General features: G+C 45.8%; 15 protein-coding genes. 7 read left to right on the forward strand and 8 right to left on the reverse strand.

The window, feature by feature from the left end; all coding sequences use genetic code 11:
- Nucleotides 1–26: 26 nt before the first annotated feature.
- The 3 genes from QUB06_RS08620 to cobU form a co-directional block, all read right to left on the reverse strand.
- Complete coding sequence (locus tag QUB06_RS08620; protein WP_333434949.1) at nucleotides 27–2,096, reverse strand: AarF/ABC1/UbiB kinase family protein; 2,070 nt, start codon at nucleotides 2,094–2,096, stop codon at nucleotides 27–29.
- A gap of 79 nt (nucleotides 2,097–2,175) precedes the next feature.
- Nucleotides 2,176–2,598, reverse strand: coding sequence for a hypothetical protein (locus QUB06_RS08625; RefSeq protein ID WP_333148160.1), 423 nt, complete (start codon nucleotides 2,596–2,598; stop codon nucleotides 2,176–2,178).
- Between the two features lie 284 nt (nucleotides 2,599–2,882).
- Nucleotides 2,883–3,458: a bifunctional adenosylcobinamide kinase/adenosylcobinamide-phosphate guanylyltransferase gene (gene cobU / locus QUB06_RS08630; RefSeq protein WP_333434950.1), complete on the reverse strand. Its 576-nt coding sequence runs from the start codon at nucleotides 3,456–3,458 to the stop codon at nucleotides 2,883–2,885.
- A 249-nt stretch (nucleotides 3,459–3,707) separates the two neighbouring features.
- Here cobU and QUB06_RS08635 point away from each other — a divergent pair, with 249 nt between their 5' ends.
- The gene (locus tag QUB06_RS08635) at nucleotides 3,708–4,679 is read left to right on the forward strand and encodes a glycosyltransferase family 2 protein (RefSeq protein WP_333434951.1); all 972 of its coding nucleotides are present in this window, start codon (nucleotides 3,708–3,710) and stop codon (nucleotides 4,677–4,679) included.
- Between the two features lies 1 nt (nucleotide 4,680).
- On the opposite strand, the gene QUB06_RS08640 is transcribed toward QUB06_RS08635, so the two are convergent.
- Nucleotides 4,681–4,893: a hypothetical protein gene (locus tag QUB06_RS08640; protein ID WP_223300923.1), complete on the reverse strand. Its 213-nt coding sequence runs from the start codon at nucleotides 4,891–4,893 to the stop codon at nucleotides 4,681–4,683.
- On the opposite strand from QUB06_RS08640, the gene QUB06_RS08645 reads away from it, so the two are divergent.
- Nucleotides 4,820–5,737, forward strand: coding sequence for a glycosyltransferase family 2 protein (locus QUB06_RS08645; protein WP_333140519.1), 918 nt, complete (start codon nucleotides 4,820–4,822; stop codon nucleotides 5,735–5,737). The genes QUB06_RS08640 and QUB06_RS08645 overlap by 74 nt on opposite strands.
- A gap of 95 nt (nucleotides 5,738–5,832) precedes the next feature.
- On the opposite strand, the gene QUB06_RS08650 is transcribed toward QUB06_RS08645, so the two are convergent.
- A complete protein-coding gene (locus QUB06_RS08650) occupies nucleotides 5,833–6,630 on the reverse strand; it encodes a cation diffusion facilitator family transporter (protein ID WP_333434952.1) in 798 nt (265 codons plus the stop codon).
- Between the two features lie 44 nt (nucleotides 6,631–6,674).
- On the opposite strand from QUB06_RS08650, the gene hpsU reads away from it, so the two are divergent.
- Nucleotides 6,675–7,352, forward strand: a complete 678-nt coding sequence (gene hpsU / locus QUB06_RS08655; protein WP_333434953.1) for a hormogonium polysaccharide biosynthesis acetyltransferase HpsU — start codon at nucleotides 6,675–6,677, stop codon at nucleotides 7,350–7,352.
- 19 nt (nucleotides 7,353–7,371) lie between these two features.
- Here the strand turns inward: hpsU and QUB06_RS08660 are convergent, their stop codons facing one another.
- On the reverse strand, nucleotides 7,372–8,700 hold the full coding sequence (locus QUB06_RS08660) for a response regulator (protein ID WP_333434954.1): 1,329 nt from the start codon (nucleotides 8,698–8,700) through the stop codon (nucleotides 7,372–7,374).
- A gap of 5 nt (nucleotides 8,701–8,705) precedes the next feature.
- The gene (locus QUB06_RS08665; protein WP_333434955.1) at nucleotides 8,706–14,333 is read right to left on the reverse strand and encodes a PAS domain S-box protein; all 5,628 of its coding nucleotides are present in this window, start codon (nucleotides 14,331–14,333) and stop codon (nucleotides 8,706–8,708) included.
- 970 nt (nucleotides 14,334–15,303) lie between these two features.
- On the opposite strand from QUB06_RS08665, the gene QUB06_RS08670 reads away from it, so the two are divergent.
- Both QUB06_RS08670 and QUB06_RS08675 read left to right on the forward strand, forming a co-directional pair.
- On the forward strand, nucleotides 15,304–16,815 hold the full coding sequence (locus tag QUB06_RS08670; protein ID WP_333434956.1) for a mechanosensitive ion channel domain-containing protein: 1,512 nt from the start codon (nucleotides 15,304–15,306) through the stop codon (nucleotides 16,813–16,815).
- 11 nt (nucleotides 16,816–16,826) lie between these two features.
- Nucleotides 16,827–18,011, forward strand: a complete 1,185-nt coding sequence (locus tag QUB06_RS08675) for a flagellar assembly protein H (protein ID WP_333434957.1) — start codon at nucleotides 16,827–16,829, stop codon at nucleotides 18,009–18,011.
- 89 nt (nucleotides 18,012–18,100) lie between these two features.
- Here the strand turns inward: QUB06_RS08675 and QUB06_RS08680 are convergent, their stop codons facing one another.
- Nucleotides 18,101–18,709: a TetR/AcrR family transcriptional regulator gene (locus QUB06_RS08680; protein ID WP_333388177.1), complete on the reverse strand. Its 609-nt coding sequence runs from the start codon at nucleotides 18,707–18,709 to the stop codon at nucleotides 18,101–18,103.
- A 129-nt stretch (nucleotides 18,710–18,838) separates the two neighbouring features.
- Here QUB06_RS08680 and QUB06_RS08685 point away from each other — a divergent pair, with 129 nt between their 5' ends.
- The gene (locus QUB06_RS08685; RefSeq protein ID WP_333434958.1) at nucleotides 18,839–20,266 is read left to right on the forward strand and encodes an HlyD family efflux transporter periplasmic adaptor subunit; all 1,428 of its coding nucleotides are present in this window, start codon (nucleotides 18,839–18,841) and stop codon (nucleotides 20,264–20,266) included.
- A gap of 64 nt (nucleotides 20,267–20,330) precedes the next feature.
- Nucleotides 20,331–21,515, forward strand: a complete 1,185-nt coding sequence (gene devC / locus QUB06_RS08690) for an ABC transporter permease DevC (protein WP_333434959.1) — start codon at nucleotides 20,331–20,333, stop codon at nucleotides 21,513–21,515.
- The last annotated feature ends 336 nt before the right edge of the window (nucleotides 21,516–21,851 follow it).

Consider the following 21,851-nt stretch of genomic DNA (forward strand, 5'->3'; position numbering starts at 1 on the left):
TGCGGTCAAAAAAACGCCCAATCTAACTACTTCGCAGCAGGTAAGGACAACTGAGGCGAAGTTTTAGAATAGCTTCCATTCTCGGTAATCACAGCCGGTTCGGAGGAAAGCAAAAATTCGCGAATTAACCTAGCAACTGCTCTTTGAGCTAAACCGCCGACTACTTTCTGCCCCATATTCTGCACTTCGGGTTTCACCAACAACTGCGGAAGTAGCTGCAATACTTTCGTCCCGTCAAAACCCGGAGTTGATTGCAAAATATCCCAAATCCGTTTAATGTGTTCTAGATTGTTTTTTTCCGTTTGTGAAACCACAGGTTGATTTGCCTTGACTCCAAACCATTCGCCGACTACAGATTTGGCGTTAGCAAAGGCGTTGCTGGAAAGTGTGTCGAGACTCTTGACTAATTCCAGGACAATACGATCGCGAATGAAATCTCCTCTTTCGGAAAATAAATATTCTAATGCTTGGTTCAAGATTTTGCTGACATCGTAATCGTCACTCTCGCGGGCATTGTTGAGCAAGTTTTCTAAGCGGTTCCAGCGGAATTCGCCTTGTTTGAACAGCAAATCTTGCAGGGATGCTCTCAATTCCGGTGCGGGGTCGCTCAACAGCCGTTTTGCTACGTAAGGATAGGCTTTGCTCAACACTTTGAATTCTGGATCGACATTAATGGCAATCCCTTCTAACGTAACGAGCGATCGAATAATCAAAGCATAGTAAGCTGGAACTCGGAAAGGATATTCATACATTACCGCCGAAAGTTCGTCAGTAATGCTTTTGAAATTGAGTTCGGCAACGCTAGCACCCAAAGCATTGTTAAATACGCTAGCTAAGGCCGGAATAATTGGCGTCAAATCCGTGTCTGGTGTTAAAAACTCTAACTTGACATAATCTTTTGCCAAACCTTCAAAGTCGCGGTTCACCAAATGCACCACAGCTTCTAACAAGCCGTATCGCTGATAAGGTTTAACTTCGCTCATCATCCCGAAATCGAGATAAGCTAATTGACCGTCTGGAGTTGCCAAAAGATTGCCGGGATGCGGGTCGGCGTGAAAGAAACCGTGTTCGAGAAGCTGTCTGAGAGAGCATTGCACCCCCACTTCAATTAAGTAAGGAGCGTCGATTCCTTGAGCTTTAACGGCTTCTAAATTCGTGAGTTTGATGCCGGTGATCCACTCCATTGTTAAGACGCGGCGGCGGGTATATTCCCAGTAGATGCTGGGAACATAAATGTCTTTGATGTGGCCGTAGAGTTTGGCAAACCGTTCGGCATTTTGACCTTCGTGGGTGTAGTCCATTTCTTCGTAAATGCGCTCGCCCAATTCGTCCATAATGGCTGCGAGGTCACTGCGAATTATTTTGAAGTTGTTTTGTGCCCAAACTGCAAGACGCCGCAGGATGTAGATATCTAAGCCGATGTTTTCGGCTAAACCCGGTCGCTGCACTTTGATTGCGACTGTTTCTCCGGTTTTCAGTTTGCCTTTGTAGACTTGTCCAAGAGATGCTGCTGCGATCGGATCGGCGCTGATTTCTGCGTAGATGTCTTTGGGGTGGGCTCCCAATTCTTCTTGGATGAATTGATATGCTACTTCGTTCGGGAATGCTGGCAATTGGTCTTGCAGCGTTGTTAGTTCTTCTAAATATACTGGCGGTACTAAGTCGGGGCGTGTTGAGAGTGCTTGTCCGATTTTGATGAAAGCTGGGCCGAGTTGGCCAAGAATTTCTCGCAGTCGGACGGCGCGACGCTTTTCGTTGGCTGCGGTACGACCTGTTTTGCCGTCGAACCACACACTGAAGGCAAAGCTAAAAAATGTCCAAACAACGCTCGACAGCCTTCCCCAGACTTGTAGGGGTCGATTTCGGTACAGGGCTGCGATCGCCACTGGATCGTACCGAACAGCATCTCCGGCTAACTCGAAAGCTATGTCTCTGGCTGATTTGAGCGGTTCGGGAGTGGCGACCTCTGTCTCTAGTGATACTGGTACTGCTTGCAGGGGAATTGTATTTGCATCTTGGAGATTGCCGAGTACAGCCTGAGTCCCTGAATTTACATAAGTTGGCGGGGAGGCTGGCGATACTGTCTTGACATTCATAAATCAGACCTAGTGTGAAGCATTGTAAATATATTGTAACAATTTAAGGAAGAAGACCCTTCTTCCTTCTTATATATACTTACTCCCCGCTGGATCTTTGGAGTCGATCGCGAATGCCTGATAGTTGCGATTGGCTGCTGACGGGCGATCGAGGTTGGGGCATTTCGGTATCGGGCCAGTTCGGTAAGTCGTTACAGGGACAGAACTCCGGGGGCATTCCGGTTTGTTTGAACACTACGGGCATAGCGCAGCGCGCGCAGGGACTGATTTCCCAAGCTGGTGTCAGCAGTTGGGCAATTGTTTCGTTTGTGCCTTCGAGGTAACAGTCTCCGCTGTCGCGGGAGATGATTTTTTGCCAGCAGTCTTCAAATTCCTGGCTGTAGCGATCGCCCCCATTTACCAATTTGGGCTGCAGCGCTTCGGAACCGTTGCGAATTAATACTTTTTTGCCTAACTGAAACCAGTAAGCAATATATTTTCTTACTTCACTATCTGATGCCATAACTTTTAGTCAACCCTTCAACTAATTGATTAGTTTAGACTTTTAATTGGAAATTCCTACTCTTTCTTAAGAGACATTTTATCTTTTACATAATTTCAAAATTTGGCTATTCCTCATGTCAGTCAAATTGTTGAGCTGTCCCCCTACTGAGTATGTTTTTTGACTAATTTATGTGAGTCTTGAATTTTCAATCTTACTTAATGAAAATTCTACCTGATTTTCAGTTAAAATTGTCGTTCGGGAAACCGATATATTTTCTCTCTTGTCGATCGCGACTTCGGCTGTTAATTTTTCGCTACGGGCGGCAGCGGGGTACCCAGAGCCCTTAGATCCAAAGCGTAACCTCCGGTGGCGAGGTAAACAGTATCGGCGATCGCCCCGATGTGGCGCACGAGAGTGCCGAGGCGATCGCGAAACAGCCGCCCCGCCGGATAAGCAGGCACAACGCCCCATCCGGTTTCTTCCCCTACCAAAATTACATCAGCCGCCGCCGACTTCAAACTAGCTAGCAAATCTTGCTGCGTAGTCGCCCAAACAGCAGCTTCTTGTTCCAAAAGATTTGCCGTCCAAGTTCCCAGGGAATCAATCAACAAGCAATCTGAGGGCTTGCTAGCTTGCACAACTGCCGATAATTCGATCGGCACTTCTAGAGTTGCCCAATCAACTGGGCGGCGATTTCGGTGCTGATCGAGGCGACGAATCCACTCCAAATCGGCTTCATCAACCTGACCGGTAGCCACATAGATTACTTGTTTTCCAGAACCCGCCGCCAGAGTTTCGGCCCATTCACTTTTGCCGCTTCGGGCCGGCCCAGTTACTAAGATTAATTGTCTTGATGTGGTGGGTTCTGAGTTAGTCATTAGTCATTAGTCATTAGTCATTAGTCATTAGTCATTAGTCATTAGTCAGCAGTCACATACCAAGGATTAAACACAATTATCCATTACCCATTACCCATTACCCATTACCCATTACCCATTACCCATTACCCATTACCCATTATGATTTAAACGGCCAACTACCAAATGCTTTTTAAGCGATAATAGCATTGATGAGACAATATCAGAGTAAGTCGATCGAGAACCCCCGTATTTCCCAAGCTGTTATTTATGCCAGATCGTCCTCAGATATCAGCGATTATTTGCACCCACAATCGCGCCGCCTATTTAGGTGGGGCGATCGACAGCTTGCTGGTACAGGATTTTCCCGACAACTTTGAAGTAGTAGTAGTGGATAACGCTTCTAGCGATTATGCAAGCCCCGAAAGTTCCACTTCGCGCACCCGCGAGGTGGTAGAAGCAAGACAGGGCGATCGGCGCCTCAAGTACGTCTGGGAACCCGAAATCGGTCTGTCAGTAGCCCGGAACACAGGCGCTAAGCAAGCTCGCAGTGAAATATTAGCTTATCTCGACGACGACGCTATTGCTGAGCCGAATTGGCTCAGGGTGCTGCACGCGGCTTATCAAAGCAATCAAAAACTCGCCGTAGCTGGTGGCAAAGTCAATTTGCTCTGGCCTTCTGGAGTCAGCCCGCCCGAATGGCTGTCACCGGGATTAGCCCAGAACTTGGGATCATACGATTTAGGCGATACTTGCCTGTACGTGACGGCTGCCGGTTTGACTCCTAGGGGAGTAAACTACTCAATCCGGCGCGCTTTTCTCGAACAAATTGGCGGCTTCGATGTCAAACTCGGTAGAGTCGGCACAAAATTGCTGTCAAATGAAGAGTTGCGGGCCACAGAATTAGCTTTAGAGTTAGGTTGGCAAGTAGTTTATCTACCGGATGCCCTGGTGCTTCACCATGTCGCAGCAGAAAGGCTCAACAAAGCTTGGTTTCTAGAGCGCGGGTGGTGGCAAGGCATCAGCGAGTGTTATCGCGAACAATTGTCCGATCGAGCCGGTATTGCTCAGCTTGGGCGGGGGGGTGAAAGAATATTGAGGGGAGTCTGGAAGTCTTTTAAATATATTAGAGATCCGGGGCTGCGCTTTGAAAATTTCGTTTTTGCCTGGGGTCAAATCGGTTATTTGAGCGCAGCCGTCCGCAGCCTGATTTTTGCACCGAAATCGACCAGCAGGCATTAGGCTATAGGCAATATCCCTCGCTGCTCAAGTCGTCGGCGCGGCTGTGCCGATCGCATTTCATCCACCAAAACTCGACCGCATTCAGGTTCAAGCACTCGATTATGACATCTAGTTCATCCAAGATTCCGGTTTCAGTTCTCATTCCGGCAAAAGACGAAGAACTTAATCTACCAGCGTGTCTGGCCAGCATTGCTAGGGCGGATGAAGTTTTCATGGTTGATTCCCAAAGTAGCGATCGCACAGTAGAAATTGCCATCAGCACCGGCGCAAAAGTAGTGCAGTTTTACTTCGACAACCGCTGGCCGAAAAAGAAAAATTGGTCTTTGGACAATCTGCCCTTTCGCAACGAATGGGTATTAATTGTCGATTGCGACGAGCGCATTCCGCCGGAACTTTGGGACGAAATCGCGCAGGCGATCGAAGACCCCAATTTTGACGGCTACTACCTCAACCGCAAAGTCTTCTTTTTAGGTCAGTGGCTGCGTTACGGCGGCCGATATCCCGACTGGAATTTGCGTTTGTTCAAGCATCAAAAAGGCCGTTACGAAAATCTCGGCACTGAATCCGTCCCCAATACTGGCGACAACGAAGTTCACGAACACGTCATTTTAGCCGGTCAAGTCGGCTACTTAAAAAATGACATGATCCACGAAGATTACCGCGATTTATTTCACTGGATAGAACGGCACAACCGCTATTCAAATTGGGAAGCTCGCGTGTATTACAATATTATTGAAGGGCGCGACGACAGCGGCACTATTGGCGCTCACCTATTTGGAGATGCAGTGCAGCGGAAACGCTTTCTCAAAAAAGTTTGGGTGTGGCTGCCTTTTAAACCACTGCTCAGATTTATGTTATTTTACTTTATTCAGTTAGGCTTTTTGGATGGAAAAGCTGGCTATATTTATGCAAGGTTATTGAGTCAATATGAGTATCAAATTAATGCAAAACTTTATGAATTGCGTTGTTGTGGCGGTCAGTTGAATGTGGCAGAATCTCAACCGCCTCTGTCGCCACCAGTAGTTATCAGTCAAGAGACAGAAGTGAAATTGCCGTAATATTTTCGAGAAATTGGGGAATTGGGAATTGAAAATTGGGAACTCGTAGTTGGGAATTAGGAAAGCCAGCCCCTACCGAGTGGCTGGAGGGATTTTCATTTAATAAGTTCTTCGAGGGATGGAAAAAGCAATTTTTCGGCGCTCACTTTTTCGCAGTCGCAAGGCGGTTGAGTTGCGGATATTGCTGATACTTTTCCCAGCAGCAATTGGATGCTTTCGATTAGTAATGGTAGAGTTAATAAAATTATTGATGCCGACACCAGCAAGCTAATTAAGCCGTCAGCCCAATTCCAGTGTAGCCACGCTACGGCGATCGCCGCTAAAATTACTCCTACCGACGAAAAAATGTCGGCGACTGCGTGCAGAAACGCGCTTTTGAGGTTCAAGTCGCCGTGACAGCAGGAATGCAAGCAACAAGCATTAATCGAGTTGATGCTTAAACCGACTATGGCGGTAATTAACATCGGGAGCCCTTCTACTTCGGGAGTTGGGGACTGCAAGCGGGCGATCGACTCAGCAGCAATCCACAGGGCGATCGCTACTAAACTGATACTATTAATTAAAGCAGCAATGATTTCTCCTCGTTCAGGGATTGACGATTGTGCGATCGTACAATCTACTGATTTACTTTTACCTTTGACTGAGGAGTACCAAGTCGCTGTCAAAGTTATTGCTAAAGCTGCTACATCTGAAAAAACGTGACCTGCATCTGCTAATAGGGACAAACTATGAGAATTAAGTGCGGCGATTAACTCTGCGACAAAAAAGCTGCTAAGCAGTACCAATGCTGTTTGTAAAAGCCGCACTTTGCCAATTCTGGGATTTGGATTCTCGCATTGTGCGAGTTCCTTGGCGTTTTGAGAGTCACAATTGTCCCTAACTGGAAATGTCATGCAGCAGTCCTTAAAGCTAAACTCGATTTTAAATTAAACATTAGATGACTTATTATACGCCAACTCCCGACCAAGAACCGCAAAATCCGATCGCAAATTCCCCAAATCCTGAAATAAACGATCGTCCAATTAGCGACAACCAGGCAAATATTTTAACAGGCGAATCTTTGGTTGATTTGCGGCTGTACAACCAATCAAATTTCGATCGGGGAAAGCCCGGTTGGCTAATTTTGCTTTGGTGGTTCGTGCAGGCGATCGCATTTCCCCTCACTCCACACCCTTTTAACGGCATCAGAAGCTGGTTGCTGCGGTTATTTGGAGCGAAAATAGGTCGCGGTGTGATTATCCGCCCCACGGCTCGTTTTACCTATCCTTGGAAAATTGCAATCGGAGACTACAGTTGGATCGGAGATGATGTTGTATTGTACAGTCTCGATCGAATTGCGATCGGCAAACACTGCGTCATTTCTCAAAAAAGTTACCTCTGCACCGGCACTCATGACCCCCAAGACCCAGCCTTTGGCTTAATAACCGCATCTGTTATCATTAATAACGGCGTTTGGATTGCCGCCGACTGCTTCATTGGCCCTGGTGTCGAAATCGGTGCAAATGCGTTAATTGGAGCTCGCAGCAGCGTCTTTAAAAATATGCCTGCAGGCTTTATTTGCACGGGAACACCTTGTCGTCCCCGCTGTCAGCGAGAAATTAACCAAAGTTCGTAAGAGACATTGCACCGGGAAACTAAGCAGCTTTACAAGCTTGCTGCCGAATAGGAATTTCAATAACGAATTCTATTCCTTTTCCTAATCCAGGCTGGCAGTATAATCTGCCCCCATGCTTTTCAACGATAATTTGGTAACTGATAGATAACCCCAACCCAGTTCCTTTACCGATGGGTTTGGTGGTAAAAAAAGGGTCAAATATTTTCGGTTGTAAAGTTTCGGAAACTCCCCGACCGTTGTCACTAATATGAATAGCAACCCAATTATCGTCAATTACTTTTGTAGAAATTTGAATGCGGTTCGGGTGTTGTGTGATTTCGGCAAAGGAACGCTGCTGATTAGATTCATCTAAAGCATCAATGGCATTGGAAAGAATATTCATGAACACTTGATTTAATTGTCCGGCATGGCATTCTACTGGTGGAAGCTGACCGTACTTTTTTATTAGTTCAATCTCAGGATGCTCGGGTTTTGCTTTTAAACGATGATGCAGGATGGTGAGTGTACTATCAATTCCTTCATGAATATTTACAGCTTTCACCTCTGCCTCATCTAGGCGAGAAAAGATTCGCATAGACTTGACAATTTCCTGGATGCGCTGCGTTCCTAAGTTGATTGAGTTAAGAACTTTGATAAAATCTTCTTCGACAAATTCTAGTTCTATTTCATCCATTGCTGCTTGAATCCGAGGGGTGGGATTTACATAGTCTTCTTGATATAGGTGTATAATTTTTAGTAAGTTATGAGCGTACTCTTGGGCATAACCTAGATTGCCAGATATGAAATTTATAGGGTTGTTTATTTCATGAGCAATCCCAGCAGCCATTTGCCCTAACCCGGACATTTTCTCGCTTTGGATCAACTTAAGTTGCATTTGTTTTAAATCCTCATAGGCTTGACTGACTTCTATAACTTTTTCCTCCAGTAACCTATTTTTTTCCTCTAATTTATCAGTTAAAACATGAAGCTTTAAATGCAGCTTGACGCGAGCTAATACTTCCTCCTGTTGGAAGGGTTTGGTAATATAATCTACAGCCCCAAGCTTAAACCCCTCAACTTTATTAGCCGTATCCGAGAGCGCAGTCATAAATATAATGGGAATCTGTTTAGTTTCTGGATTAGCTTGCAATCGACGACAGGTTTCAAATCCATCAATCTCTGGCATCATGACATCTAGCAAGATTAGATCCGGTAGAGCATATTTGACTCGCTCTAGTGCCATTTTGCCAGATTTTGCAACCCGAACTTCAAATCCTTCTTGGCTTAAGGCATCAGATAAGACACCCAAGTTAGCTGAATTGTCATCAACTATAAGAATCGTACCATTTGCTTGAATTTCTAAATTCATAACCCTTACTTGTAGGACTCAATAAACGTTAAAATCTCTTCGTCTTGAAAGTCCTTTGCCATTTGATGCAATCTTTTAGCAAAGGGAATGTATTGGGGATCTATTTCTTCAAGTAATACCGCCTGCTTAACTATTTCTAGGAAATTTCCTTTCATAGCCAGCTCGTATAGCATTTCCATTTGTGTAGCAGGCGGGGCAATTAGCTCATCGGTGTCTGAGGGGCTCGCCAGTGGATCTTCATTAGCTTCATAAACCCATTCTAAATCAAGATACTGTTGTAATTTTTGCAGCAGTTCTGTTGCCTGAATAGGTTTGGGAATAAACGTGTTGCCTCCGGCTTCTAAACTTCTATATTGATCGGTTTCAAATACGCTGGCAGAAGAGACAATAATAACGGTGTCTTTGAAATTTTCCGATTCTCGAACCCGCTTAATCACCTCGAAGCCATCTAGTTCTGGCATTAATAGGTCGGTAACAATTAAATCTGGCTGCACCTCTATAATTTTTTCCCAGCCTTCAAGCCCATCGTTCGCTTCAAACACCTCAAAGCCGATCGGACTGAGCAAGTTGTTAATTACCGAACGGTTAGCCCATTTGTCATCAATAACCACAATCTTAGGTTGGCGGTCTTTGATGCCGATAATCTGGCCGTGATGGTCGATTTGAGACGTTTTCACCCATTCATCGGCTTCAGATAGATTGACATCAAACCAGAAAATACTGCCAACATTCATCTCACTTTGAACCTGAATGGTACTGCCCATTAGTTCTACAATCCTTTGGCTAATTGCCAATCCTAGCCCGGTGCCCTCCGTCTGCCGCTTGCGATCTCCAACCTGCTCGAAGGGCTGAAAGATAGCTTCGAGTTGCTCTTGGGCAATGCCGGTACCTGTATCGCGTACTTCAAAGCGAATTTTTCCTTCTGTTGCAAAACTGACTATAAAAGTAACACTGCCCTGATCCGTAAATTTAATAGCGTTGCTCAAAAGATTAAATAACACTTGTCGCAAGCGTTTTTCATCCGCACGAATACCGATCGGGAGTTCGGGGCTTGATGGAAAATGGAAGTGAATTCCCTTAAGTTCCGCTCGGATGCGACACATTTCTGCTACACCTTGCAGGAACGCCGGGAAATGAAAATCGGTGGGCATTAGTTCCACTTTCTGTGCTTCAATCTTCGACAAATCGAGAATATCATTGATTAAGGTCAGTAAATGGGAACCGCACTGATAAATGACATCAATGCGCGATCGCTCTTCTTGATTCAAGGATTTGGAACGCTGAAGAATCTGCGCGTATCCCATGATGCCATTAAGGGGAGTCCGCAACTCGTGGCTCATGTTAGCAAGGAATTCACTTTTGGCCCGACTAGCTGCTTCTGCGGCTTCTCTAGCTTTGGCCTGTACGAGTTCTGTTTCTTTGCGATCGTGGATATCGATACAAGTGCCAACCCACTCCCGGAGGCTGCCATCTTCATTCAGAATTGGCACCCCTCTAGCTTGGAAATAACGATAGTTTCCATCCGTTCCGCGCATTCGATATTCCATCTCAAACAGGCTTCTCGTTTGCACTGCTTCCATCCACACCTGAACTGTTCGTTCGCGATCGTCCGGGTGGATTGTATCTAACCAGCCAAAACCAACCCCCTCAGCTTCGGTTTGTCCGGTGTAAGCTCTCATACTCGGTGAATCCTGGCATCTTCCTTCAGCATCCGTTGTCCAGACAATTTGGGAGATGGCAAGAATTAGGGAACGATAGCGTTCTTCGCTTTGTTCGATCGCATCTTGGGCTTGTTTGCGATCGTGGATATCGGTACAAGTGCCAATCCACTCCCGAATGCTGCCATCTTCATTCAGAATTGGCACCGCCCTACCTTGAAAATAACGATAGTTTCCATCCGCTCCGCGGATTTGATATTCTATGTCATACATGGTTTTCGTTCGCACTGCTTCCATCCAGGCCCGATCCGTTCGTTCGCGATCGTCGGGATGAAATGCGTCTAACCAGCCAAAACCAACGACCTCAGCTTCGGTTTGTCCGGTGTAAGCTCTCAGAGTCGGTATATCTGGGCTTCTTCCTTCAGCATCTGCTGTCCAGACAATTTGGGACGTAGCAGCGATTAGCGATCGATAGCGTTCTTCGCTTTGCTTTATCGCATCTTCGGCTTGTTTGCGATCGTGGATATCAGTGCAAGTCCCAACCCACTCCCGGAGACTACCATCTTCATCGAGAATTGGCACCCCTCTACCTTGGAAATAACGATAGTTTCCATCCGCCCCTCGGATGCGATATTCCATTTCATACAGGCTTTTCGTTTGCACTGCTTCCATCCAAACCTGAGCCGTGCGTTCGCGATCGTCCGGGTGCATTGCATCTAACCAACCAAAACCAGCCACTTCCTCTATTGTTTGTCCGGTATAAGCTCTCCAACTCGGTAAATCAGAGCCTCGCCCATCAGCATCTGCCATCCAGACCATTTGGGACGTAGCGGTAATCAGCGATCGATAGCGTTCTTCGCTTTGTTTTAGAGCATCTTCCGCTTGTTTGCGATCGTGGATATCGGTGCAAGTGCCAATCCACTCCTGGAGGCTGCCATCTTCATCCAGAATTGGTACCCCTCTAAGTTGAAAATAACGATAGTTTCCATCTGCTCCCCGGATTCGATATTGTATCTCATACAGGGTTTTCGTTTGCACTGCTTCCATCCACACCTGAGTCGTTCGTTCGCGATCGTCCGGGTGAATTGCATCTAACCAGCCAAAACCATCAGCCATCTCAGCTTCAGTTTGTCCGGTGTAAGCTCTCCAACCCGGTTGATCCACGCATCTTCCTTGAGCATCCGCTGTCCAGACAAGTTGGGACGTAGCAGCGATTAGCGAACGATAGCGTCCTTCGCTTTGTTTGAGAGCATCTTCCGCTTGTTTGCGATCGCTAATGTCATTATTAATTTCCAGTTGGGCACAAGGATTTCCTTCCCCATCGCGCTGTAATGTCCAGCGACTTGCCACAATAATATGCCGAAGATCGCGGGTGGTGTGCTGCAATTCTCCTTCCCAACTTCCCTGCTGGAAAAACTCTGCCAATACGGTTTCTAATGGTTTAGGGAAGACGGTTTGCAAGAATGTGTGAATGTACTCCCCGACTACTTCGGCTTTTGTCCAACCATAGAGCTTTTCTGCACCTTGGTTCCAGTATATGATGCGGTCATCCATATCCCGAATAATGATACTATCGCTGGCTAAGTCCAGTATTTCTAGGGTTTGACGGAGTGTTTGCTCGACTTGTTTGCGATCGTTAATGTTTCGTGCTATGGCGATAATACCGAGAATATTGCCTTGACCGTCCCGCCAAGGGGCTTTTGTGGTTAAAAAATAATTGCTGCTCTCACCATTAAAAATTTCTTCTTCGTAGGTTTCAGTAGTGCCTGCTGCCATAATCTCGCGGTCTTTTGCCATTATTGGAACGGCGGCCTCCGGGGGCATCAGTTCCGAATCATCTTTACCCACAATCTCCTCTATGGGTTTACCGTCAAAGAAGAAGTTTGCCACAAAGGAATTAAGGGCAACATATCGGCCTTCCCGGTCTTTAACAACTATTATGTCTGGCGTACTTTCCAAAATAGAACTCAGCAAGACGTTGCGATCGCGCAACACAGCTTGCTGTTCGCGCAGAGCTTCTTCAGCTTGTTTGCGATCGCCAATGTTTCGTGCTATGGCGATCAGGCCGAGAATATTGCCATGAGCGTCCCGCCAAGGGGCTTTTGTCGTTAAAAAAGAAGTGTTCTCTTTACCATTGAAAACCTCTTCTTCGTAGGTTTCAGTAATGCCTGCTTCCATGATCTCGCGGTCTTTTGCCATGATGGCAACGGCGGCCGCAGCGGGAAGGAGTTCCGAATCATCTTTGCCGATGATTTCCTCAATGGATCTACCGTAAAAGGAGTTTGCCACATAGGAATTAAGGGCGACATATCGGCCTTCCCGGTCTTTAACAACTATTATGTCTGGCGTACTTTCCAAAATAGAACTCAGCAAGACGTTGCGATCGCGCAACACAGCTTGCTGTTCGCGCAGAGCTTCTTCAGCTTGTTTGCGATCGGTAATATCTGTATTAGCTCCAATCCATTCCCGAATTGAACCATCCCCGTTCAGAAGTGGTACACCACGACAACTCATGTAGCGATATTCCCCGTCATAGCGGCGCATACGGAATTCAGATTCATAGAGCGATCGATTAGCAACAGCAGTTGACCACGCAGTGGCAATATACGAGCGATCGTTTGGATGGATAACGTTGAGCCAACCCCAAGCATTGTATTCATCAAATTTTTGTCCCGTAAATGCACTCCAACCGGGTTGCGGGGTAATGAATTCGCCTTCAGCACTCGTGTTCCAAACAATTTGAGCGCTAGCTTCAACCAGAGAACGAAACCGTTCTTCGCTTTGTTTGAGGACATCTTCTGCGGTTTTGCGATCGCGAATATCCCGCGTAATAGTGGCAATCCCTACGGGTTCATTAGTCTCTGGATGGTTGACCAGAAATAGCGTGTAATCTACCAGGATGGGTTGAGCTGTTACGAAATGTCTGAAGCGGAAATCACTCCGGCAACTTCCCTCTTGCATCAGGGTAGGCAGCATACGCTGGTTTACAAAGTCCATATCTTCTGGCATAAAGAAGTCGGTAATGTGTTTGGTTTTGGCTTCGTCCAAACTACTGAGTCCCACCAAATCCAGACCAGCCTGATTCACGAGTATAGGGCGACCATCCATTGAGGCCACGCCAATAAAGTCACGGCTGTTTTCGATCGTTGTAACAAGCAATTGCCGTTCTTCCTCTGCTTTTTTGCGATCGCGAATATCCCGCACAATAGTGGAAATAAACTCGACTTCACCCGCTTCGGTTTTGTGAACGATCAAAACCTGGGAGACTGGAATTTCTTCCCCATCGCGTGACAAAAATAGGATTTCACCAGCCCAGCTACCCTCTCGCAAGGCGGTTGGAAAGGCTTCGTTGTGGAATTTTGCTTTTGCCGAGGGAGCTAACACAGAATCTATACTAAACGGAGATCGTGCTTCCTCTGGGGACATCCCCAGCAATTTCTGTCCGGCTTTGTTGACGTAGACGCTATGCCCAGCCGCATCCGCAACTTCTACTAAGTCGGAAGTTGCTTCCAAAATTGCCGTCAGTCTTGCCTGCTTTTGTTCTGCCCGCTTGCGATCGGTAATTTCAATCACCAGGCCACCAACACCAAAAACCAGGCCATTTTCATCCCGCAAAGGATAGTAAGATGCTTGCCAGTAGCGCAGGATGCCCGGTTGTTTCGGCGTTTCACCCATTACTTCATAGTCGAGAATTGGCTTGCCCGTAGCCAGAATGCCTTGGAGAATTGGTTCCAGAGTCGCAGCCAATTCTGGCAGCAATTCACACAGCGACCTACCAATATGGTCTGCCACACAAATGCCATTGAGCTCTGCCATAGCTGGGTTAATTTGGACGTACCGGAGTTGGCTGTCTAAAATCATCAGTCCGGCGTTGGCACCTGCAAAAAAAGCGTCGAAGTGAGCCTGTCGCAATACCTGTGCTGTTGTGCTCTCTTGCTGTGGCGGTTGGGTTTTCTCTGGTGGGAATTTGCTCATGTTGGCTCGTGCATTTCAGCTATAATTCTAGAACTTCTTTCCAATTGTGCGATCGCAAGGTTTTCGTTTCCTCCAATTTGGGTACTGAAGAAAACGTTCAGTAGCGTGACCATTAGGCTTTCAATCTGCGATATATGTATCCCTTGCGACACTATTTCAGTTAATTTTTCGGATGTATCGCCAAGCAGTTCTATTTCTCATAAATCCTATCGGTAGAACATTGGTGACAACTTAAGCTAGGGAAGCATTGGTCAATCAGCAATTATGCTCAGCATTTACTCAGATTTTGGGTGTAGAACTTAGATTTGGGCGATCGAGCAATCATGGCGATCGCCATATTTATGCCCACCCACCCCCCAATCGCCAATTTTCTACTCCTAAACAAGCAGTATTTTCAGTAAAATTACGGATTGACAAATGCGATTAAGTTATAGTTTGTCTCCCATGTCGGTAGAATGCCAAGTATTCTTGGAACGTTATCAATTTTAGCTAGATCCGTTAAATTTTCAATTAGATATACACCCGACGGACGCAACTGGCAGAGTAATAACAATATCTCTCCCACCAGTTAAAGTCATTGTAATACTTGGATATTTGACTTGTCCACTTAAATAGTCATTGAATAATCCCTGCTTAAGTTGATAACGGGAATACAAAAAAAATTAGTGGAGAGTATGATAAAATCAATAGAATTAATGTTTAGTAAAGTTAGTAAAGGTTCGCTTTAATAATAGATGAGTCGGCTCTCGTATCTCGTCGAAAACGTGGCACACTAACCGCAGGTCTGCGAATACCAGGTATCCTAAAAATTGGCAAGATGGATAACTGCGTAGTATGAGGAACCACATCTCTATGTAACGACTTCACTTTTTTAACCCTTAAAACAGGTTAAAATTTATGATAACAAGTTCAGTATTTTATTTTTACATTGGTACTGAGGACTTTATTTTTTACTACTCCCCCTTAAAAGATGACCACCGAAAAAACATTATTGCCGGAATTTAAATTGAATACAATACCAGAAGAAGTATTGACACAGCTCTCGCAAATATTTACAGCGACCCTATTTAAAATAGGTGAAAATTCTGTATCTCTGCAGTCACTGGTTGAACTAATAGTCTTGTTTATGGCTATCCTTGTGATAGCACGATTTTTTACAAATTTTCTTAAGGAAAGCTTGCTTGTAAGACTGGGAATTGACGAGGGAAACCGGGAAGCGATCGCAGTAATTATTGGGTATTTAATAGTAGCTTTGGGGGTGATATTCGCCATCCAAAGCATTGGCTTCAACCTCGCTTCTTTTGCAGTAGTTGCGGGGGGATTGGGAGTCGGAATTGGCTTCGGAATCCAAGATTTAACAACTAATTTTGTCAGCGGCTTAACGCTGCTGTTAGACAGACCTGTGAAAGTCGGAGACTTTGTGGAATTAGAAGGATTAATGGGAATCGTCAAAAAAATATCGATTCGATCTACCATCCTCCAAACCACTGAGGACTCCAGCGTCATAGTTCCCAACAGCAACATGATTAGCAACAAAATTGTTAACTGGAGTTACGAAAACTCCCTACTCTGTCTGCGAGTTCCCGTAGAAGTAGCGGAGAATAGTAACCCGCTGTTAGTGACAGAAACTCTGTTAAATATTGCTTACGCGGAAGCGGGAGTTTTATACGAACCGAATCCGAAAGTATTGTTTGTCGAGTTTGGTGATGATAGTTTTAAATTTGAACTTTTAGTTTGGACGGACAGGCCGATTGAAAGAGAAGTAATTAAAAGTTCTTTGAATTTTGCCATTGAATACAATTTCCGCCAGCATAAAATTGACTTCCCCTTCAATAACAGAGAAATTTATTTGCAGAACCCCGAAGTTCTGTTGTCAATGTTCAACAAAAAAGAAACTGCAATTGCAACCCCCAACAGTTACTCTGAAAATGACCAAAAACAGCCAATTTTTGCAGAGGAACTGAAAAAGCCGTCGTCCCTTAGCTCTTTGCTGCGAGAGGTGGAATACTTTGAAAATCTGACCGATCTTGAATTGCGGCAATTGATTGAAGTTGGATACCGCAAACGGCTGCGATCGCAAGAATATTTGTTTCACGAAAACGACCCCGGAGATGCTTTTTACATGATTCTTTCAGGTTCAGTAGAAGTTTTTGTAGAAGCTATTAACAAACATCTGAATTACCTCGGTACAGGTCAGTTTTTCGGGGAACTTTCTTTGATGTTGGGAATACCCCGAACTGCTACGGTAAGAGCTTTGGAAGAAACAATTTTGTTTGCCATCAATAAAGAAGGTTTCCAAAAAGTTTTAACTGAACGACCGGATTTATCTGAACAAATTATTAAAGAAATAGTCAAACACAAAGAAGAACTCAGCGAGAGACAGCAATTATTGCGAGAAATGGAATTGGTAGATGCAGCAGAAGAGGAGGAAAATCCTGTAGAATGGGTGAGAAAACGGCTAAAAAATCTATTTAGTGTTTGAAATAATTTCTGATGACGCGATTTATTCACGATCTCTTTGCCAAAGAATACCTGGAGGAATTGCTGTCGCCGATCGGAACGGTGAATATCGGGCGCGATGTGACTTCGGAAGTCCGAGAAATCGATGTTTACTTCACTCCCAGCACCGCAATTCCCGAATATTCAGCAACTCTAGGATTGTTGGGAAAAATGGCAAGCACAACTGCAATTTTTGAACCGTTTCGCAATCCGGCAAACGTCAGCGAAATTTGTAGCTGTCTGGGCAAGTTATTGGACGTGCGAGGTGAATTGGAGCGAAAATTCAGGAGAGAAAATACTCGCTATGATGACGCTCAGTTACCCAAACTGTGGATTTTGATGCCCACAGCATCGAAAGCATTGGTAGATAGCTTTAATGCGATACCAGACACAGAGAATTGGATGCAGGGAATTTATTTTTTGGGGGAATCTTTGCGAACTGCAATTGTGGCGATTCACCAGTTGCCAGAAACTCCAGAAACCCTGTGGTTGAGGATTTTGGGCAAAGGGGGAGTGCAGCAAAGGGCTATTTCCCAATTAAGCGCTTTAGCAACAGACGATCCGTTGCGGATTATCGCGCTAGAATTGCTGTATCGGTTACAGTCAAATTTATTAACCGATGCGCCACAAGAATTAGAGCCACAAGAGCGGGAGTTAATTATGGCCATTGCACCACTTTTTCAACAACAAATACAAGCAGCACAGCAACAAGCTAGAGAAGAAGGACTAGAACAAGGACTAGAACAAGGACTAGAACGAGGACTAGAACAAGGCCTAGAACGAGGGCTAGAACAAGGACTAGAACAAGGACTAGAACGAGGCAGACAAGAACAACAGCGCTTAATCTTAGAAAACTTCCTGCGAGTTAGATTTGGAGAATTAAGTCCAAAAATGACAGTTTTTCTATCTCCAATATCCAAGTTGGCGGCGGCGGAATTTACAGTGCTGTTGCTGGCAATATCGATGCTGAGCGTCGATGAATCGGGGCGGGAAGCAGCGGTTAAATTGTTAGCTGAAAGTGCGTTGCAAATACGATCGCCTGAATTGGGCGCTATTCTGCCTACAGCCGTTACTAATTTATTGGGATTGCCTGTGGCAGAATTGACATTGTTTGTAGAACAATTGCCACAGTTATCGGCGGAGGAATTGAGGGAAAGGTTAGGGAAAACACCTGAATAGAACCTGCGATCGCAGCCATAAAGGGATCTCGCTCTTTATGGCATTTAAATAATCGTCAAATAAAATTCCTAGATTTTGTCGATCGCACTTTAAGAATTAGACTGCGGGGATAAAATCAAGTGCAGCAGACCGTCGATCAGTCGATCGCGCTCCATTGGGATAATCTCTTTACCGTGCATCATATGCTGCATTAACTGAAAATATACCAAAGCTCCGATAAAAATCCGCGCAGTTGCCTCGGGATCGGGCAATTTTAACTCTGGATGCGATGCCAAATATTCCGCTAGCCGCTCGATACCCGGTTTAGCTAAGTTTTTCACAAAAGTCTGCGCTAGCTGGGGAAAACGCCCTGATTCGGCAATCACTAACCTCACAAAATTGAGATATTCTGGTTCCTGGGTCGCCTGATCCAATATAGTTGTGGCAGCGAATCGCAGCGCTACGGCCGGCTCTTCATCCAGAACTGTAAAATGGACTTTTTCTCGCGCCAGCCGCTGTACCAAAGCCGCGAATAATCCTTCTTTATCTGCAAAATAGCTGTAAACCGTGGCTTTGGAAACTCCCCCCGTCTTCGCTACCTTGTCCATACTCGTCCCCGCGTAGCCGTGGGCTAAAAATTCTTGCATCGCACCTTGCAGGATTTGCTCGCTCTTGTCCCCTCCTGCTGCGTCTGCTTCGATCGGTTTTGTCCTTGCCATACCTTGCTTCTGTAATTTTTATTTGGGCTCTTGACATTATTGTACTAAACGGTTTAGTATTAAACGATATCGGAACTAAACCGTTTAGTTTTATTTTCTCACAAATATTTTCTCACAAAGAGGTATGTCATGGTACACCAACCAACAGCGGACGGCTTATCCTCAAATCCATCCCTAGTTAAACAACTCCTAGTTGTGGCAGCAGTAGCAACCCTGGGGGCAGCAGGAACCACAGGCTACACGATCTGGCGATCGCGCATACCCGATCCCAACGCAGTAGCAGCAGCCGCCGCCGTCACAGCATCCCAATTAAGGACTGTTACAGCCTTGGGACGACTCGAACCCAGAGGAGAAGTAATTAAAGTCTCCGCCTCCGGTGCGACGGAAGGAAACCGGATCGATCAACTTTTGGTGAAAGAGGGAGACACAGTGAAAACAGGCCAGGTGATCGCAATTTTGGACAGCCGCGATCGCCTGCAAGCCGCCCTCGACCAAGCTCAAGAACAAGTGCGCGTCGCCGAGGCAAACCTAGCAAAAGTGAAAGCAGGAGCCAAAAACGGCGAAATTCAAGCCCAGAAAGCCACTATTGCCCGCATCATGGCCGATCGCAGCAACGAAATCACAGCGCAACAGGCGATCGTTGCCCGTCTAGAAATCGATCGCAGCACCGAAATTGCAGCGCAACAAGCCACCATTGCCCGCATCAGGGCCGAACAACAAGGTGAAATTCAAACCCAACAAGCCACAATTGCCCGTCTACAAGCCGAACTCCGCAACGCTATAAGCGAGGATCAGCGCTACTCCCAACTCTATGAACAAGGAGCAATTTCCGCCTCAACTAGCGACAGCAAAAGCCTCGCAGCCGAAACAACTCAACAGCAACTCAACGAAGGAAAGGCAAAACTGAATCAAATTCGCCAATCCCGCCAACAACAAATTAACGAAGCCCAAGCCAAACTAAATCAAATTCAACAATCCCGCCAACAACAGATTAACGAAGCGCAAGCCAAACTCAGCCAAGTTGAGCAATCTCGACAACAGCAAATCGACGAAGCCAAAGCAAATCTCGATCGCATCGCCGAAGTGCGTCCCGTTGACATAGCAGCAGCCGCCGCCGAAGTCAGTTCCGCCGCTTCTGCAGCCAAACAAGCCAAAGCCAATCTGGATCTAGCTTACATCCGTGCTCCCAGAGACGCCCAAGTCCTGAAAATTCATACGCATCCGGGGGAAAGGGTAGGAAACGACGGCATTGTCGAACTCGGACAAACTCGCGAGATGCTAGCTGTTGCGGAAATCTACGAAAGCGACGTGGACAAAGTACGCCTCGGACAAACCGCCAAAATTACTAGCGATGCTTTGACAGGCGAATTGCGGGGAACTGTCGAACATATTGGTTTGCAAGTGCAGCGGCAAAACATTGTTAACACCGATCCTTCTGCAAATATTGATAGTCGAATTGTCGAAGTAAAAGTGCGCTTAGATGAAGCTTCCAGCCAGAAAGTAGCGGGATTAACCAATTTGCAAGTCAAAGTGGCGATCGGGGAAATTAAAGATTAAGAAGTCTTCAACCGCAGCGTCGCTTTCTTCAATCCAAAATCCAAAATCTCAAATCTAAAATCCTATGATTGGACTCATAAAACCCTTACAACAATTAAGACGCAGAACCTCCCTCGGATGGCTGCAACTGAGTCACGACAAAGGGCGAATGGCCGTTGCAGTAGCAGGAATTGCCTTTGCTGACGTTTTGATGTTCATGCAGTTAGGCTTCCAAAATGCGCTTTACACCAGCAATACGCGGCTGCATCAAGCCTTGCAAACAGACTTAGTTTTGATTCACCCCCAAGCGCGCAATTTAATTAATTTGTCTTCCTTCCCCAGGCGCAGATTGTATCAAGCAATGAACGTACCGGGCGTGAAATCAGCCGAGCCGCTTTACGTGAAAATTGCTAACTGGAAAAATCCCGAAACTCGGCGCGAAACGTCGCTGATGGTGGTCGGTTTCAATCCGAATCACCCGGCGTTTGCGCTTCCAGAAGTTAACCAAAATTTGAGCGCGATTAAATTGCCAGATACCGTGCTGTTCGATCGAGCTTCTAGGGGAGACTACCAAAAAACGATCGCGCAACTCGATCGAGGAAAAGCCGTTAAAGCTGAGGTCGAGCGACGCACGATTAACGTCAGCGGTTTATTCACAGTTGGAGCATCTTTTGCCGCCGACGGTATTTTGATGACTAGCGATCAAAATTACCTGCGCCTGTTTCCCAGACAAAACGCCGCGAGTGTCAATGCCGGGTTAATTCAACTGCAACCGGGTGCTGACCCCGTGGAAGTTCAACAAGTTTTGAAAGCATATTTACCGCCGGATGTCAAGGTATTAACCAAACAAGAATTTATCGATTTTGAGAAAAACTATTGGGCTAAGAATACTGCGATCGGCTTTGTGTTTAATTTAGGCGTCGCGATGGGTTTTGTAGTTGGTGTGATTATTGTTTATCAAGTTCTCTCAACCGATGTCAGCGACCACATGGGAGAATACGCTACTTTCAAAGCGATGGGCTACCGCAATGTTTATTTACTCGGCATCGTTTTTGAAGAAGCTCTAATTCTTTCCGTCCTCGGTTTTTTGCCAGGAGTAGGAGTCTCTCTCGGACTCTACTCTTTAACTCGCAAAGCTACAAATTTACCCCTTTATATGACGCTGCTTAGAGCATTTATAGTATTACTCTTGAACGTAATTATGTGCACTATTTCTGGAGCAATTGCTACTCGAAAACTGCAAGCAGCCGACCCGGCCGATATGTTTTAAGGGAAAATGAATCAGTTTATAAGATTCGGCGGTTGAAACCGCTACTACACAAACGAAGTCCGCCTTCGCGGACTAAAGAATCAAGGGGGTATTAAAGCAGGGCTGTTTCATTCTCAGACAAATCATCGTTTTGTAGGGGTAGTGCCCCCGTGCCTACCCTCTTCATCCACGATTTTGTAGTGGTTTCAAAGATTGGGGCAGCCACGGGGGGCTGCCCCTACAAGAGAATGAAACAGCCCTGGGTATTAAAGCCAGATTTAGTATGAAGTCCTGAGTACACACATATTTTTTGTAATCATTCTCTTGTTTTCCATCTGCATTCTCGGCGAAGAAAGC

This window comes from Microcoleus sp. D2_18a_D3 (genome assembly GCF_036702455.1).
In the GTDB taxonomy this organism is placed as follows: Bacteria; Cyanobacteriota; Cyanobacteriia; order Cyanobacteriales; family Microcoleaceae; genus Microcoleus.